Consider the following 13,673-nt stretch of genomic DNA (forward strand, 5'->3'; position numbering starts at 1 on the left):
CAACTCAGACAATTCCCGTTTATCAGTATGCAAGGAGCCAGAGCAAGGCTCCATTTAATCTTACACTCATACTATAAAGTTGGAATTCCATTTGGCCACTGCAACCAATTGTGCTCGGGGTAAGGCAAAGCTAAATCAACCAAATGCAGAGTATAAGCATGCCTTGATAGCGCTGATAAATTTGCCTTACTTTTATGAGGAACTCTTCCATGCAATAAAATCAATGTTCCTTTTGCAACAGGTAAGGGAATACTGTTATTTTCAGGCCAGGGCGACTCATCATACTCTTCAAAGTAAATATCATTGTCCTGACGAAACATGCGTTGCTTTAAGGGAGTATTATCAGGACTTGGGATCACTTCAAGACAACCGTTTTCCAAAGTGGCATCCTCAAGAGCGAACCAGAACCCAAGAGCATCACTATTTTGCCCGTAAATATAAGTACTGTCTTGATGACAAAGGACCTCTGCTCCTATCCCTGGTTGTTTGAAAATATACATGGACTGAACCAATCCTACCGTCTTCAAACCGAGTTGATGGCCAATATTTTTAATCCGTTCATCACGAGAGTACTGTCTAAAAATCGGATCGAGCTCATGCAAGGCATGACCGATTTTATTAATTGATTGCTCGAAAGGACGTGTTTGAACTCCCTGCTCATCAAAAGCGCCCGCTTCAAAAAAATAATGGATTTTATCGCCTGAATCTAAAAAATACTGTTTTTTAGCATGCTCGTTAGTTTGAGTCGAAAACACTGTTTTGGGAATTTCATCTTGATTATTCTGGATAAGGGTCTTTATTCTATCCTGCAAAATATCACAGTCTTCTTTTGTAAAAAAATCTTGAATTACCAAATAGCCATTAGTGAAAAAGAAATCACATTGATCATTAGAAAGCTGCATCCTAAGCTCCTGAGAAATCAGATCATAGAGAAAAGTCACCTTTCTCTATAAAGTGGTTAAAAAATTCGGGCTAATTGTTCCATCACATCATCCACAGTAATGAGTTTCATGGCTTCATCTCCATGCACTTGTGTACCCCATACATTCTGAGCAAGAGAACACCCCAAAACGGTCTCCACTGCCTGTGGATATCGATTAACAACCAAATGCTGAAATGTATATGGTCCTGAAATTAACGGATTGGTGACTGCGTGCAAAGCAACAACAGGTGTATTTACAGCAGCAGACATATGTGATGGACCGGTATCTGGACAAAGAACGGCCTTTGCTGAACTGATAACCGCCAGTAATTGCTTGGGTTTGGTTTTTCCAACCAGATTTGTCGCTGGGATGACTTGAAGTATCTGATCAGCCAACAAACGGTCGTATTCTCCTGGTCCCCCTGTCAGCACTATTTGAACCTGCCATCGCTCTATAGCCTGTTGTAAAAGTGCGATGTACCGATCTACTGGCCAACTTCGCTCTGGTTTACTGGCAGCAGGATTAACAACCAGGATGGGATCTTTCAATGGCACATGATTTTGCGCCCACTCATAATCAGCGGCAGAAACAGGTAAATCCCAACGAATTACTTTTTCCTGAATACCCAAAGGTTCCGCAAACTTTAAAAACCCCTCTAATGTATGTTCCTGCCCTGGACTGATTCGCTCTTTCACAAACCATCCATGTGCATCATTGGCACGATGAGAATCATAACCAATCTTACGTTTTGCTTTGATTAAAGGATAAAGTAAATTGGTTCGGAGACTTGCTTGTGGCGCTAATAAAATGTCAAATTGACGTCCACTCATCTGTTTTTTAAATTGCCAGTAATCCGCAATTTTTTGGGGTTTATTAATAACGATAAACTCAACACCCTCCATGCCTTCTACTAGATCATAAGCTGGTCGGGAAATAATCCAGGTTAATTGAGTATCTGGAAAACTGGCTTGCAGAGTTCTGATTAATGGAACCAGCATCAGGACATCTCCCAAAGCAGAGAGCCTGACAATACAAATGGACTTAATCATTTTGTAACACAAATCGGGAACCGCAATAAGGACATACTTCTACCCCGGTTTTTTCAATCGGTAAATACACCTTGGGATGCGCGTTCCATAACTCCATTTCATCCGTTGGACAACTTAGTGGTAACTCACTACGATGTACGACATAATTTTTTTTGGTGCTTGCCGGTTCTTTAGTTGATTTTGACATGTTGTTCCTTTGCGGCATGATATAAATTAAGAAAACTCATTATCTAATATTTCCCTTGTTTTCGCTAGAATCTCATCGCTAAAAGTCATATTTTGCGGATCATAACGAAGGACATCTTCCCAATGTCTCAACCAGGTAAGTTGTCGTTTAGCTAATTGTCTGGTTGCAGCAATACCTTTTTCGCCCAGAGACGAATAATCAAAGTCACCTTGCAGATATTCAAGCACCTGCCGATAACCAACGCAACGCATGGATGGTAAATCGTGATCCAGATTCCAACGACTTTGCAGCTGTTGTACTTCCTCAACCAACCCATCCTGTAACATTTGCTTGAAACGCAAAGCGATTCGCTCATGCAGCCAGGTTCTTTGTTCAGGAAACAGAACAAAATTAACAAAACGAAATTTTGTTTGCGTCTTCTCTTGAGCAAGAAAACGAGATAGTGGAACCCCGGATAGATAATAAACTTCCAACGCTCTTTGGATACGTTGTGCATCATGAGCATGAATACGACGTGCAGTTTCCGGATCCAGTTCCTGCAGTTTTTGATGAAGAGCGCCCCATCCTTTATGGGCAGCCTCATCCTCTAATTGCTTCCGCATGGATTCATCAGCTTCAGGCAACTGTGATAAACCTTTTTGCAACGCATTAAAATACATCATGGTTCCACCCACAAGTAAGGGTATTTTGCCTTTTTTGATGATTGACTCACAAAGGGTTGTCGCATCAGTGCAAAATTGAGCGGCTGAATACGATTCAACAGGATCCTTAATATCAATTAAATGATGAGGCGCACGTAGCAACTCATGGTTTGACGGTTTCGCGGTGCCAATATTCATCTCCCTGTATATCATGGCTGAATCAACACTGATAATTTCAAAGGGGAGATGCTGCACCAGTTCGCAGGCTAAACCCGTTTTTCCTGAAGCAGTTGGTCCCATCAAACAAAAAATCAAATTAGTCATGCAACAACATCCGACAATCCTCAATAGTTAAGGCTTTAAAGGCATCCTGATATTTTATTTCCTGATGTTGAGCGTGCAGCAACAGGTTATTTAATTCCATGCGCTCTTCCAGGCTAAAATACTTTGGATCAAAAATCTGACTCTTGCTCAAAAGTTCAAGCAATGTATTAAAATGAATCTCGTTCAATTCAAAAAACGAATGAATAAACATATTCAGATCTAAATAAGGTAATTTAATGGGTACTGTCCGAATGAGTATACTGTTCTCTTTAAAGAGTTCCATCTGAATTCCCAATTGAGCCAGGTAATATTTTAACTCATCCATTCCCAGGCTAGGCTGTTTCGGTACTGAACAGGTAACTGGCACTAATAATGGTCTGCTCTCTAAGGGTAACGTTGCATGACCTAACTGACTTTGGACCCATTTCTGATGAAAGGCCACGATATCAACAATATAGGGTTGCTGTTTTAATAAGACCAGAATGTATTGATTATTTAAAATAACCCAGGAGGCTTCAAGTTCAGATGAAGCTCCCAATACAGTGGTTCTGCCATTTCGAGATGGAGTGAAAACAGGCTCGGAATTTAACTCGCTTAAAGCAGAAAAATTAGGCACAGTCGTGTTTCTTCTCGGCTCAGTTATATAGGAAACCGGTTCAGAAATACCTGGCATCTGGACTGTATTCGACTCAGTAATATGCTCATATTCTACATGACTGGTTACAGCAGCTGTACCTAAAGCTTTGCGCAACTGGGAAACAAAGAAATCATGAATTAAACGCGGTTGTTGAAATCGTACTTCATGTTTTGTTGGGTGTACATTCACATCTACTTCAGCACTACCCAGATCAAAATACAATAAACAAGCAGGAAACCGGCCTGGATGCAAAAGACCATCATAAGCCTGTTTAAGTGCGTGATTGATTAATTTATCCTTAACCATTCGTTGATTAATATACACCCATTGCCTGTCATTCTGACTGCGTTGATATCCAGGGCCACTTATCCAGCCCTGGAGACTCATTCCGGCCATTTCGACATTAAGATAAAGAGCATCGTTCATAAAAGCAGAGCCAAATATTTTTGTCATCCGGTTTACTTTTGCCTGCTCATTTAATGCTGGAGCTAAAGACAAGACCTGTTTATTGTTATGTTTCAAAGTTATGGCAATAGCTGGAGCACTTAATGCGAAACGCTTAACCACCATTTCTATGGCCTGAAACTCCAGTTTTTCTCCCTTCAAGAATTTTTTTCGTACCGGAGCATTAAAAAATAAATCAACAACATCTATAGTAGTTCCTACATTTCGCGCACATGGGGATACACTGATATCGGTGCCTTGAATCCGCAGCATCATAGCGTGCTCTTGATGAGCAGGTCTTGAACTTATAGTGACTTTAGCTACAGAGGATATACTGGCCAGAGCCTCTCCTCGGAACCCCATGCTGTCAATGGCATATAAATCATCAAGTTTTGTAATTTTACTGGTTGCATGTGCCGCTACAGCCAAAGGCAAATCTTCTGCGACTATACCAGTGCCATTATCGCTGATTTTAATTTGATTCAAGCCGCCATATCCGATCTCTATAATGATGCTGTTGGCACCTGCATCTAATGAGTTCTCCAGCAATTCTTTAACTACTGATGCGGGTCGTTCGATAACCTCTCCGGCGGCAATCTGATTTGCAATTACCGCAGGTAATTGATGTATTCTCATACCCATGCAGAAGGAATCACTAATTTTTGACCTGGTCTAAGGGCTGATTTACCTGAAATACCGTTCATTGCTTGCAGTGCCTCAACCGTTACATGGTAGCGAGAAGCAATCCCCGGCAAAGTATCCCCAGATCTGACGATGTGATAATGAGTTGAAGTCATTGCCTCTATACGAGTGCCATGAGGTGGGTTATCCCAAAAATACCCTTTAATACCTTGAAAAATCGCCTGACTTAAACGAGATTGATAGGCGGAACTGGTCAGATTACGTTCTTCTCTGGGATTTGAAATAAATCCTGTTTCTACCAGAATTGAAGGTATATCAGTTGATTTAAGGACAACAAAACCCGCCTGCTCTACTTTGTTATTATGCAAGTTAGTAAAATTATCCAATTGATTCAATACCCTGCCACCCATTTGCAGACCTGAGTTAATTGTTGCTGTTTGAGATAAATCAATTAATACAGAACGAACGACTCCGTTTGAATCATCCAGCTCCCCAAGATTGACTCCTCCCAGCTCAGAATAGTTCTCCTTTTCTGCAAGCCATCGCGCAGCCTCACTGGTTGCTCCTCGCTGAGATAAAGCAAATACTGACGCTCCATTAGAATGAGGATTGTTAAACGCATCGGCATGAATGGATACAAACACATCTCCATTATATTTTCTGGCAATATCCAATCGCTGTCTAAGCCCGACATAATAATCGCCAGAACGGGTCAATACCGCTCTCATTCCTGGTTGTCTGTCGATTAATTGTTTTAATTTGAGCGTAATTGCCAAAACAACATCCTTTTCTCTGCTCCGACCAGGACCTCGTGCACCAGGATCTTTACCTCCGTGTCCGGCATCAAGAACCACCACAACATCTCTTAAATATTTATTTGATGGGCTGTGAGGGACTTTTATAGGTTGAGTATGCATTATTGCTGGTTGATTGGAGCTCACGACTTGAGGAGTGTTTGTAATCGGGGCTGTATTATTCGCCAATGCGGGTTTCACTGTGGGTTTAACAGGCTTATTCGGCATGGTCTGATGTACAACAGGAGAAGTGCCTGAGGCTATTATATCAATGCGAATTCCCTTATTTTCCCAGGGCACAGACCTTACCTGAACATTTTGATTTACATCAAAAACCAATCTTAAAGTTTTAGAATCAGATAGTCCACTGCGAATCTGTTTAATAAGTGTTCCGTTTAATCCGAGTTGCTTCAGATTAAACTCCAGACGTGTCGAATTCATATCCAATACAACACGGTTTGGACTAGTTAGGGTAAACAGCCGATGAGTAAACGGACCATTCACTGTAATAAACAGTGACGTTTTTCCAGCTTGTGGTGATACCGTAATATTGTTTAATTGTGCGGCACAAACTGAAGCAGAGCTTATACACAATAGCCAACCAAAAACCCATGCTCGCATATTCATTATTCACCTGCCAGGCAAGCTAAAACTCTTTTACCAGCTACGCTTGATGCAACGGCTTGCATTTCGCGACCAGCCCCTTTAATAACTAATTTAAAACGAATATCAACCTGTGGCAATGCATTTCCAGCATGTTCTGCCCATTCGATACAACAAATACTGTCTCTGGAAAAATAATCGCGGAATCCCAAATACTCTAATTCATCTTCATGGTGTATACGATACAGATCAAAATGATGCACAGGAACATCATCACATAAATAACTTTCTACCAATGAAAAAGTAGGGCTTTTAATCGCAGACTGTATTCCCAGCCTTTTTAGCATTGCTCGAATTATTGTTGTCTTGCCAGTACCTATTTCCCCACTAAAACACAGTGTTAATGGAGGAGCCAAACATGAGGCCAATTGATTTGCAAAACGCACACTAGCCTGTTCGTCGGGCAAATCCAGTATCATTATTTTATCTATATCGTTATTTATCATGGCTTAATACAATTCAATATATTGGGGAGGACATGCAGCAAATCACTTGCCAGGAGACCTGCCTCACCCTTGCTTTTTGCGCAATGATCTCCAGCATCAGCATGAATCCAGACGCCCAGCTTTGCCGAATCAATTAGTGACAATCCTTGAGCACACAGTCCAGCAATAATACCACTCAATACGTCTCCCATTCCAGCAGTAGCCATACCAGGGTTCCCCTTAGGGCAAATAAAACGATGTCCTTCAGCCGATTGGATTACTGTACCTGTCCCTTTTAATACAACAACGCCACCATACTGTTGTTGTATTGTCATCGCGGACTGATATCTGTCCTTTTGAATTTCTTTAGTTGAACAGGAAAGTAAACTTCCTGCCTCGCCAGGATGAGGTGTTAACACCCAATTATCATCCACTTGAGGATGTTCTGAAAGTAAACGTAATGCCGATGCATCTATAACCATGGGTAATTGTGAAGTAATTGCAGCTAAAAACAGGTTTTTTGCCCAGTCACTTTCTCCAAGCCCTGGCCCAATAACACAGACGCTGGCTTTATCTATTAAAGGAGTTAAATCATGTGCTGATTTTACCCCCCAAATCATGGCTTCCGGTATCATAGGTAAAACAGTTTTTGCGTAATCAGGCCAGGTAGCAATGGTTACGGCTCCAGCACCAATTCGCAAGGCTGCTTTTGCAGTCAGACTGATAGCCCCCGGCATACCCGGTCCACCACCTATAACCAAAACATGACCGTAATCACCTTTATGAGAATTTCTTTTTCTCGGTTGTAATGGCAAAGGCACTATCGATTCACTTAACAGAGTTGCATAGGGAGGAAATTTCTCAACTAAAGATTCAAGATTTAAAGTGCTGCAATAAATGTCACCACAATAATCAGGCCCATCCAGAGTATACATTCCTGATTTAAGCGCAATAAAAGTAAGTGTTGCAGTTGCTTGCACACAGAAATTCTCTACTTGCCCGGTATCTGCATTTAATCCAGAGGGAATGTCTAAAGATACAACGGGTAATCCGCTGGAATTGATTTGATTTATGGCGGTGGCAATAACACCATGAACGGGACCATTTAATCCGATCCCCAAAAGTGCATCGACGATTAATTCAACTTCGCTATCCAAAGGCTCATCTGCAGACTGGCAATCGACACCTGCATCTATGGCTTTATTTGCAGCATTTTTGGCTGCAGGCGGTAAATCGGCTATGGCTTTACATTGATAAACAACTACCGATAATCCATGCTCGTGGGCTAACCTGGCAAATACGTACCCATCGCCCGCATTATTTCCTGAGCCACAAAATACGGCTATATGACGAATATGAGGAAAATGCCCCTGAACGAACATAAATGCCTCAGCTCCAGCCTGGGACATTAATTCATGTTCATCCAATTGATATAAATGCATGGCTTGCTGTTCGCAGGCTCTTATGTGCTCACAACGATAAAGGGCATTTTCTGGCTTGGTCACCTGTTGCTCCGAAATCTATACTTGAAGAGTACTTATTCACCTGAAAACTATAAGATGGTGAATTTTTACCTTGAAGAAATCCAATATCACAACATATCAGGAAGCTTCGGGTTCCTCATTGCTCAGAAACCCGGATAACTTACTCTACTAATTTTAATGATGGTTTTTTTCTTGCGGCAGCTTCTGAATCCGGTGGGCTTGCGGGTGGTTGGGGCTCTTCACCTTCTTCAATTGCAAAAGCAATGCCTCGACCATTCTCTTTAGCATAAATTTCCAATACCGCGTTCGGAACTACAAATATCTGTTCCGTTTGACCAGAAAATCGAGCGGTAAATACTATACGATCGTTTTCCAATAAAAGACCGCGAGTAGCAGATGGTGAAATATTTAATACAATTCGCTCATGACGAACATGTTCCTTGGGAACTTGAACATTAGGATAAGTCGCATCAACCAGAATATAAGGTGTCAACTCATTATCTACAATCCAATCGTAAAAAGCGCGAATCAGATAGGGTTTATTTGGTGTCATTGGCATGTTATGCGGCTCTTATTTGTCTCTCGGCATCGGTCAAACTCGTTTGAAACGAATCACGTTTGAATACACGCTGCATGTAAGAGATTATTCCTTTAAATTGGGGGGCAAGTTCCAAACCTAATTTTGGTAAACGCCATAATAATGGAGCTAAAGCGCAATCCAGTAAAGAAAACTCATCACTTAAAAAATAAGGCTTATCAGCGAATACCGGATCCAGGCTGGTTAAGCTCTCGAGCAAATTGGCTCGAGCCTGCTCGGCATTTTCATCTTTTAAAATGTAATTCATTAAATAATACCAGTCTTGCTCAATCCGATGCATCATTTTACGTGTTTCTGCACGGGCAACTGGATAAACAGGAAGCAATGGAGGATGAGGAAAACGCTCGTCCAGATATTCCATGATAATTCGCGCTTCATAAAGAACCAACTCTCTATCAATTAATGTAGGAACTGTCCCATATGGATTAATCGCTAATAGATCTGAACCTGGCTCGTTCTGATTTACTGCAAGAATTTCTACATTAACGCCTTTTTCAGCTAAAACTATCCGTACCTGATGACTATAAACATCGTCAACATCAGAAAATAAAGACATTATGGTGCGCTTTGCAACAATTGCCATTAGCAACTCCTATCGATTCATGAAAGCCCGAAAAATAGCTTCCGTATTTTACAGTTCAAAGAGCAACATTCTACCACATTTTTACCCTTCTGGGTGACTTTATGCCAAAATCTAATTCATTTTTGCAAATATATTATTCTAATCAGAATATAACCATGAACGCATTTTACTTTATTCTTTTCCAGTAAATCTTCTTTAAACGATACGCAAAAATAAAAAGAACACATAAAAACAGTATGACAAATACACCTATCTTATAGCGAACCATTTTAGCTGGCTCACCGACGTATACCAGAAAGGTAACTAAATCTTTTACCGCACTATCAAATTCTGCCTGATACATTTCACCCGGTTCCAGAAGTATTAAATCCGAGGAATGTGATGCTGAATTTTTCTTCAATATTACAGTTCCTATCAATGGCTCTAAAATGTTGGGCATGGCAACATCAGGAATAAGTAGATTATTTGTACGAAAAGGTCTCGAGTCATCGTAATAAAAACTCTTTAAATAAGTGTAAATCCACTCAGGACCTCTATCGCGAGCACTTAAAGATAAATCAGGAGGAACCATACCAAACCATTGCTTTGCATCCTCAGGAGGCATAGCAATACGGATGGGGTCATAAATCGTTGCCTCAGTAAAAATCAAATTATTTTTTAACAGGTCTTCATCAAGAGCGCCATCAAAAGTCGTCAAGCCTAATTCAGTCGCCATTCGATTGTAACGCATGTATTTTAATGAATGACAACCGGAACAATAATTCATAAACAGCTTTGCGCCTCGTTGCAAGCTCTCTCTGTCTTTTAAGTCTATTGTCACGGATTGCATTGGCCTATCTTCTGCCTTTGCCATCGGAGCCATATTGAACAAAAGGATAAAGACAATCACTAAGGATATATGTTTTATCATGATTCACCTATTCGGGAAGGAACGGGTTTCGTTGACTCCAATCGACTATACAATGGCATGAAAATAAAATAAGAGAAATATATAACCGTTCCCATTCTGGCCAACAATAACCGAACCGGAGTAACCGGAGCTGTTCCTAAATATCCCAAAAGCAAAACACTCAAGATAAAGACAGCAAGGCTCACTCGGGAAAACATTCCCTTATATCGCATGGAACGAACTCTGCTTCGATCCAGCCACGGAATGAAAAATAAAATGAATATGGCTGATTGCATGCAGGTAATACCCCAGAGTTTATCTGGAATCGCTCTTAAAATTGCATAAAACGGAGCCATATACCAGACTGGAGCAATATGCTCAGGGGTTACCATAGGATTCGCTGGAACAAAATTCGCGTGCTCTAAAAAATATCCGCCCATCTCAGGGGCAAAGAATACAACCGCAAAAAACGCGATTAAAAACACAATAATTCCAGAAAAATCCTTAACTGAATAATAGGGATGTAAAGGGATTCCATCCAATGGGATTCCTTGGTCATCGACACTGTGTTTGATTTCAATTCCCTCAGGATTATTTGAACCTACTTTATGCAGGGCTACTATATGCATAAACACCAGAATTAACATTAAAATAGGAATACCAATGACATGTAAGGCAAAAAAACGTTGCAAGGTAGCGTTTGCAACAGAAAAATCGCCCCTTAACCAAACAGCCAAACTTTTACCGATGTAGGGTATTGCACCGAATAACGATGTAATGACTTCTGCCCCCCAATAGGACATTTGCCCCCAAGGTAATAAATAGCCAAAAAATGCTTCGGCCAAGAGCAATAAATATAAAAACATGCCTAATAGCCATACTAATTCTCTTGGTTTTTGGTAGGATCCATAAAGCAAACCACGAAACATATGGAGATAGATCACGATAAAAAAGGCAGACGCTCCGGTTGAATGCATATAGCGTAATAACCAACCATAATTAACATCACGCATAATATATTCAACAGAAGAAAACGCTTGATCCGCACTGGGGGTATAGAACATGGTAAGCCATAAGCCGGTTACCAATTGATTGACCAAAACCACTAAGGCCAAGGAACCAAAAAAATAAAAAAAGTTCAAATTTTTCGGGACATAATAAGTACTAAAATGACTTTTCCAGGTGCTTAACAGGGGAAAACGCGCATCTAACCAGTTGACCAGCCCACTCATGGTTCAATCCTTATTTTGCTTCCTCACCGATCACTATCGTATGTTCATTGATAAAGTGATATGGAGGTACTTCCAAGTTTATAGGTGCAGGTACACCTTTGAAAACCCTGCCCGAAAGATCAAAAGTGGATCCATGACATGGACAAAAAAAGCCTCCTGGCCAATCAGGTCCCAGCTCGCCCAAATCAGGTTTATATTTAGGAGAACACCCCAGATGGGTACAAATACCGATTAAAACCAAATACTCAGGATTAATTGATCGGTATTTATTTTTAGCATATTCAGGTTGCTGTTCTACTAAAGACTCGGGATCGCGCAATCGTGTGTCATCGCCATTTAAGTGTTGGAGCATTTCTTTCGTTCGCCTGATAATCCAGACTGGCTTTCCCCGCCATTCAACAATGGCTTGCTCCCCAGGTTCCATTTTAGACAAATCAACCTGTATAGGTGCGCCTGCTGCTTGTGCTTTAGCACTAGGCAACCAGGAAGACACAAAAGGAGTTAGAGCACAAACGGCGCCAACGCCGCCCAAAACACAGGTAGAAGTTAACAAAAATCGACGTCGTTCTTCATCTAATGGATTTTCTGGTTTCTTATCCACTTCCTGGTTCAGATCAGTAGTTTCACTCACCGTCATGTCGTCCTGATTTAAGATAAACTTATTTATAACAAAGAAATACACATTTTCAAACGGATTGATGGACAATTTTGATAGAAATAAAAAAAAACCCGCATAAAGCGGGTTTTTTTAAAAAAGAAATAATTAACGTTTGGAGTACTGAGTAGCTCGACGTGCTTTGTGCAGACCCACTTTCTTTCTTTCCACACGACGTGAGTCGCGAGTTAACAAACCACGAGCACGAAGCTTTCTACGGAATGAATCAGGGTTTGGCTCAGCATCTTCTGCCAGTCCATGCTCATCATAAGCAACTAATGCTCTGGCTATTCCTAAACGAACAGCACCTGCCTGACCAGAAACACCACCACCAACTACAGTGATGTAAATATCAAATTTATCAAGAAGGTCAACAGTTTCTAAAGGCTGCATTACAACCATACAAGAAGTTTCTCGACAAAAATATTCTTTCAGAGTGCGATTATTAACTTTAATCTCACCTTTACCAGGACGTAAAAACACACGAGCTGTTGAACTTTTTCTACGGCCGGTGCCATAGTATTGCTTCATTTCAGCCATAATACTTATTCCTCAATCTCAAGTTGCTTGGGTTGCTGTGCAGTATGCGGATGCTCGCTACCAACATATACTTTCAGTTTGCGATACATCTCTCTACCCAATGGATTTTTTGGTAACATGCCTTTTACAGCAAGCTCGATAATTTTTACAGGATTGTTTGCCTGCATTTTTTCGAAAGTAACCGATTTGATACCACCAGGAAAACCAGTGTGACGATGATACATCTTGTCTTTAAATTTACGGCCAGTCACTGTGACTTTCTCCGCGTTAGTAACAATGATGTAGTCACCAGTATCAACATGGGGTGTATACTCAGCTTTATGTTTGCCACGCAAACGACGGGCAATCTCAGTAGCTAAGCGACCCAAAACCTTATTGCTGGCATCGACCACTAACCAGTCACGTTTGACTTCATGGCCTTTGGCACTAATTGTCTTCATTAAATAAACTCCGAACCGCCTAAATTGGTAATCTTTCTATCATGGACGGGCGATTTTAACCAAAACAGAAACATCCTACAAGTAAAAAGGATAAAAATTTATTAACAATTACTTAAATCCATATAAAAACATCAAATTTCACATGAATATGTGAAATAATTCCTGTGATTTAACTACAACTGTTCTACATCCAAAATAAATAACTTACTTATCAATTAAAAGCTGTTCTGCGGTTTCTCCCGCAATTAAATGGCTTTCAATGATTTGATCAATATCCGCAAAAGAAGCATAAGAATACCACACACCTTCAGGATAAATCACTATGCAAGGACCAGAACTGCAACGCCCAAGACAACCAGACTTGCTCACACGATACTTTCCGGGGCCATGCATGTCCAGTTCCAGCAAGCGTGACTTCAGATAGTCAAAATATTCTTCGCCACCACTATTGGCGCAGCATTGTTTGCCTGCAGCCTTTTGATTGGTACATATCATTATGTGCTTGGTATAATAAGTCAAGGAT

Annotated in this window: 16 protein-coding genes; all 16 read right to left on the reverse strand. The window is 40.8% G+C overall.

Annotated features, from left to right (window positions below):
• Positions 1 to 71: 71 nt before the first annotated feature.
• The 16 genes from Lqua_RS03015 to Lqua_RS03090 all read right to left on the reverse strand — a co-directional run bounded on the left by Lqua_RS03015 (position 72) and on the right by Lqua_RS03090 (position 13,669).
• A complete protein-coding gene (locus tag Lqua_RS03015; protein WP_058472807.1) occupies positions 72 to 902 on the reverse strand; it encodes a phytanoyl-CoA dioxygenase family protein in 831 nt (276 codons plus the stop codon).
• Between the two features lie 56 nt (positions 903 to 958).
• Positions 959 to 1,972 (reverse strand): glycosyltransferase family 9 protein, encoded by a 1,014-nt coding sequence (locus Lqua_RS03020; RefSeq protein ID WP_058472808.1) that lies wholly within the window; start codon positions 1,970 to 1,972, stop codon positions 959 to 961.
• A complete protein-coding gene (locus Lqua_RS03025; protein ID WP_058472809.1) occupies positions 1,965 to 2,159 on the reverse strand; it encodes a zinc-finger domain-containing protein in 195 nt (64 codons plus the stop codon). Before Lqua_RS03025 ends, Lqua_RS03020 begins: the two co-directional genes overlap by 8 nt.
• Before the next feature lie 26 nt (positions 2,160 to 2,185).
• On the reverse strand, positions 2,186 to 3,124 hold the full coding sequence (gene miaA / locus Lqua_RS03030) for a tRNA (adenosine(37)-N6)-dimethylallyltransferase MiaA (RefSeq protein ID WP_058472810.1): 939 nt from the start codon (positions 3,122 to 3,124) through the stop codon (positions 2,186 to 2,188).
• The gene (gene mutL / locus Lqua_RS03035; protein ID WP_058472811.1) at positions 3,117 to 4,847 is read right to left on the reverse strand and encodes a DNA mismatch repair endonuclease MutL; all 1,731 of its coding nucleotides are present in this window, start codon (positions 4,845 to 4,847) and stop codon (positions 3,117 to 3,119) included. Before mutL ends, miaA begins: the two co-directional genes overlap by 8 nt.
• Positions 4,838 to 6,268: an N-acetylmuramoyl-L-alanine amidase gene (locus tag Lqua_RS03040; RefSeq protein ID WP_058472812.1), complete on the reverse strand. Its 1,431-nt coding sequence runs from the start codon at positions 6,266 to 6,268 to the stop codon at positions 4,838 to 4,840. The genes mutL and Lqua_RS03040 overlap by 10 nt, the downstream gene beginning before the upstream one ends.
• Positions 6,268 to 6,750: a tRNA (adenosine(37)-N6)-threonylcarbamoyltransferase complex ATPase subunit type 1 TsaE gene (gene tsaE, locus Lqua_RS03045; protein ID WP_058472813.1), complete on the reverse strand. Its 483-nt coding sequence runs from the start codon at positions 6,748 to 6,750 to the stop codon at positions 6,268 to 6,270. Before tsaE ends, Lqua_RS03040 begins: the two co-directional genes overlap by 1 nt.
• Positions 6,747 to 8,234 carry an NAD(P)H-hydrate dehydratase gene (locus Lqua_RS03050; protein ID WP_083501238.1) on the reverse strand — a complete coding sequence of 496 codons (1,488 nt, stop codon included), beginning with the start codon at positions 8,232 to 8,234 and terminating at the stop codon, positions 6,747 to 6,749. Before Lqua_RS03050 ends, tsaE begins: the two co-directional genes overlap by 4 nt.
• 139 nt (positions 8,235 to 8,373) lie before the next feature.
• Positions 8,374 to 8,772, reverse strand: coding sequence for a ClpXP protease specificity-enhancing factor (locus Lqua_RS03055; RefSeq protein ID WP_058472814.1), 399 nt, complete (start codon positions 8,770 to 8,772; stop codon positions 8,374 to 8,376).
• A gap of 1 nt (position 8,773) precedes the next feature.
• Positions 8,774 to 9,394, reverse strand: a complete 621-nt coding sequence (gene sspA / locus Lqua_RS03060; protein ID WP_058472815.1) for a stringent starvation protein SspA — start codon at positions 9,392 to 9,394, stop codon at positions 8,774 to 8,776.
• Positions 9,395 to 9,560: 166 nt separating this feature from the next.
• Entirely contained in the window at positions 9,561 to 10,256 is a 696-nt protein-coding gene (locus tag Lqua_RS03065) for a cytochrome c1 (protein WP_420798050.1), read from the reverse strand.
• Between the two features lie 44 nt (positions 10,257 to 10,300).
• Complete coding sequence (locus Lqua_RS03070) at positions 10,301 to 11,515, reverse strand: cytochrome b (protein ID WP_058472817.1); 1,215 nt, start codon at positions 11,513 to 11,515, stop codon at positions 10,301 to 10,303.
• A 10-nt stretch (positions 11,516 to 11,525) separates the two neighbouring features.
• Positions 11,526 to 12,152: a ubiquinol-cytochrome c reductase iron-sulfur subunit gene (petA, locus tag Lqua_RS03075; RefSeq protein WP_058472818.1), complete on the reverse strand. Its 627-nt coding sequence runs from the start codon at positions 12,150 to 12,152 to the stop codon at positions 11,526 to 11,528.
• A gap of 126 nt (positions 12,153 to 12,278) precedes the next feature.
• Complete coding sequence (gene rpsI / locus Lqua_RS03080) at positions 12,279 to 12,710, reverse strand: 30S ribosomal protein S9 (protein ID WP_058472819.1); 432 nt, start codon at positions 12,708 to 12,710, stop codon at positions 12,279 to 12,281.
• Between the two features lie 5 nt (positions 12,711 to 12,715).
• Positions 12,716 to 13,150 carry a 50S ribosomal protein L13 gene (gene rplM / locus Lqua_RS03085; RefSeq protein ID WP_058472820.1) on the reverse strand — a complete coding sequence of 145 codons (435 nt, stop codon included), beginning with the start codon at positions 13,148 to 13,150 and terminating at the stop codon, positions 12,716 to 12,718.
• A gap of 204 nt (positions 13,151 to 13,354) precedes the next feature.
• Positions 13,355 to 13,669: a (2Fe-2S) ferredoxin domain-containing protein gene (locus tag Lqua_RS03090; protein ID WP_058472821.1), complete on the reverse strand. Its 315-nt coding sequence runs from the start codon at positions 13,667 to 13,669 to the stop codon at positions 13,355 to 13,357.
• Between the last annotated feature and the right edge of the window lie 4 nt (positions 13,670 to 13,673).

The organism is Legionella quateirensis (genome assembly GCF_001467955.1).
GTDB classification, from domain to species: Bacteria; Pseudomonadota; Gammaproteobacteria; order Legionellales; family Legionellaceae; genus Legionella; species Legionella quateirensis.

Coding starts and splice junctions, on each gene's coding strand:
- petA (WP_058472818.1), bottom strand. CDS start 12,152: ATGACGGTGAGTGAAACTACTGATCTGAACCAGGAAGTGGATAAGAAA.
- Lqua_RS03020 (WP_058472808.1), bottom strand. CDS start 1,972: ATGATTAAGTCCATTTGTATTGTCAGGCTCTCTGCTTTGGGAGATGTC.
- Lqua_RS03025 (WP_058472809.1), bottom strand. CDS start 2,159: ATGTCAAAATCAACTAAAGAACCGGCAAGCACCAAAAAAAATTATGTC.
- Lqua_RS03070 (WP_058472817.1), bottom strand. CDS start 11,515: ATGAGTGGGCTGGTCAACTGGTTAGATGCGCGTTTTCCCCTGTTAAGC.
- mutL (WP_058472811.1), bottom strand. CDS start 4,847: ATGGGTATGAGAATACATCAATTACCTGCGGTAATTGCAAATCAGATT.
- Lqua_RS03015 (WP_058472807.1), bottom strand. CDS start 902: ATGCAGCTTTCTAATGATCAATGTGATTTCTTTTTCACTAATGGCTAT.
- Lqua_RS03040 (WP_058472812.1), bottom strand. CDS start 6,268: ATGAATATGCGAGCATGGGTTTTTGGTTGGCTATTGTGTATAAGCTCT.
- Lqua_RS03065 (WP_420798050.1), bottom strand. CDS start 10,256: ATGGCTCCGATGGCAAAGGCAGAAGATAGGCCAATGCAATCCGTGACA.
- rpsI (WP_058472819.1), bottom strand. CDS start 12,710: ATGGCTGAAATGAAGCAATACTATGGCACCGGCCGTAGAAAAAGTTCA.
- sspA (WP_058472815.1), bottom strand. CDS start 9,394: ATGGCAATTGTTGCAAAGCGCACCATAATGTCTTTATTTTCTGATGTT.
- rplM (WP_058472820.1), bottom strand. CDS start 13,150: ATGAAGACAATTAGTGCCAAAGGCCATGAAGTCAAACGTGACTGGTTA.
- miaA (WP_058472810.1), bottom strand. CDS start 3,124: ATGACTAATTTGATTTTTTGTTTGATGGGACCAACTGCTTCAGGAAAA.
- tsaE (WP_058472813.1), bottom strand. CDS start 6,750: ATGATAAATAACGATATAGATAAAATAATGATACTGGATTTGCCCGAC.
- Lqua_RS03055 (WP_058472814.1), bottom strand. CDS start 8,772: ATGCCAATGACACCAAATAAACCCTATCTGATTCGCGCTTTTTACGAT.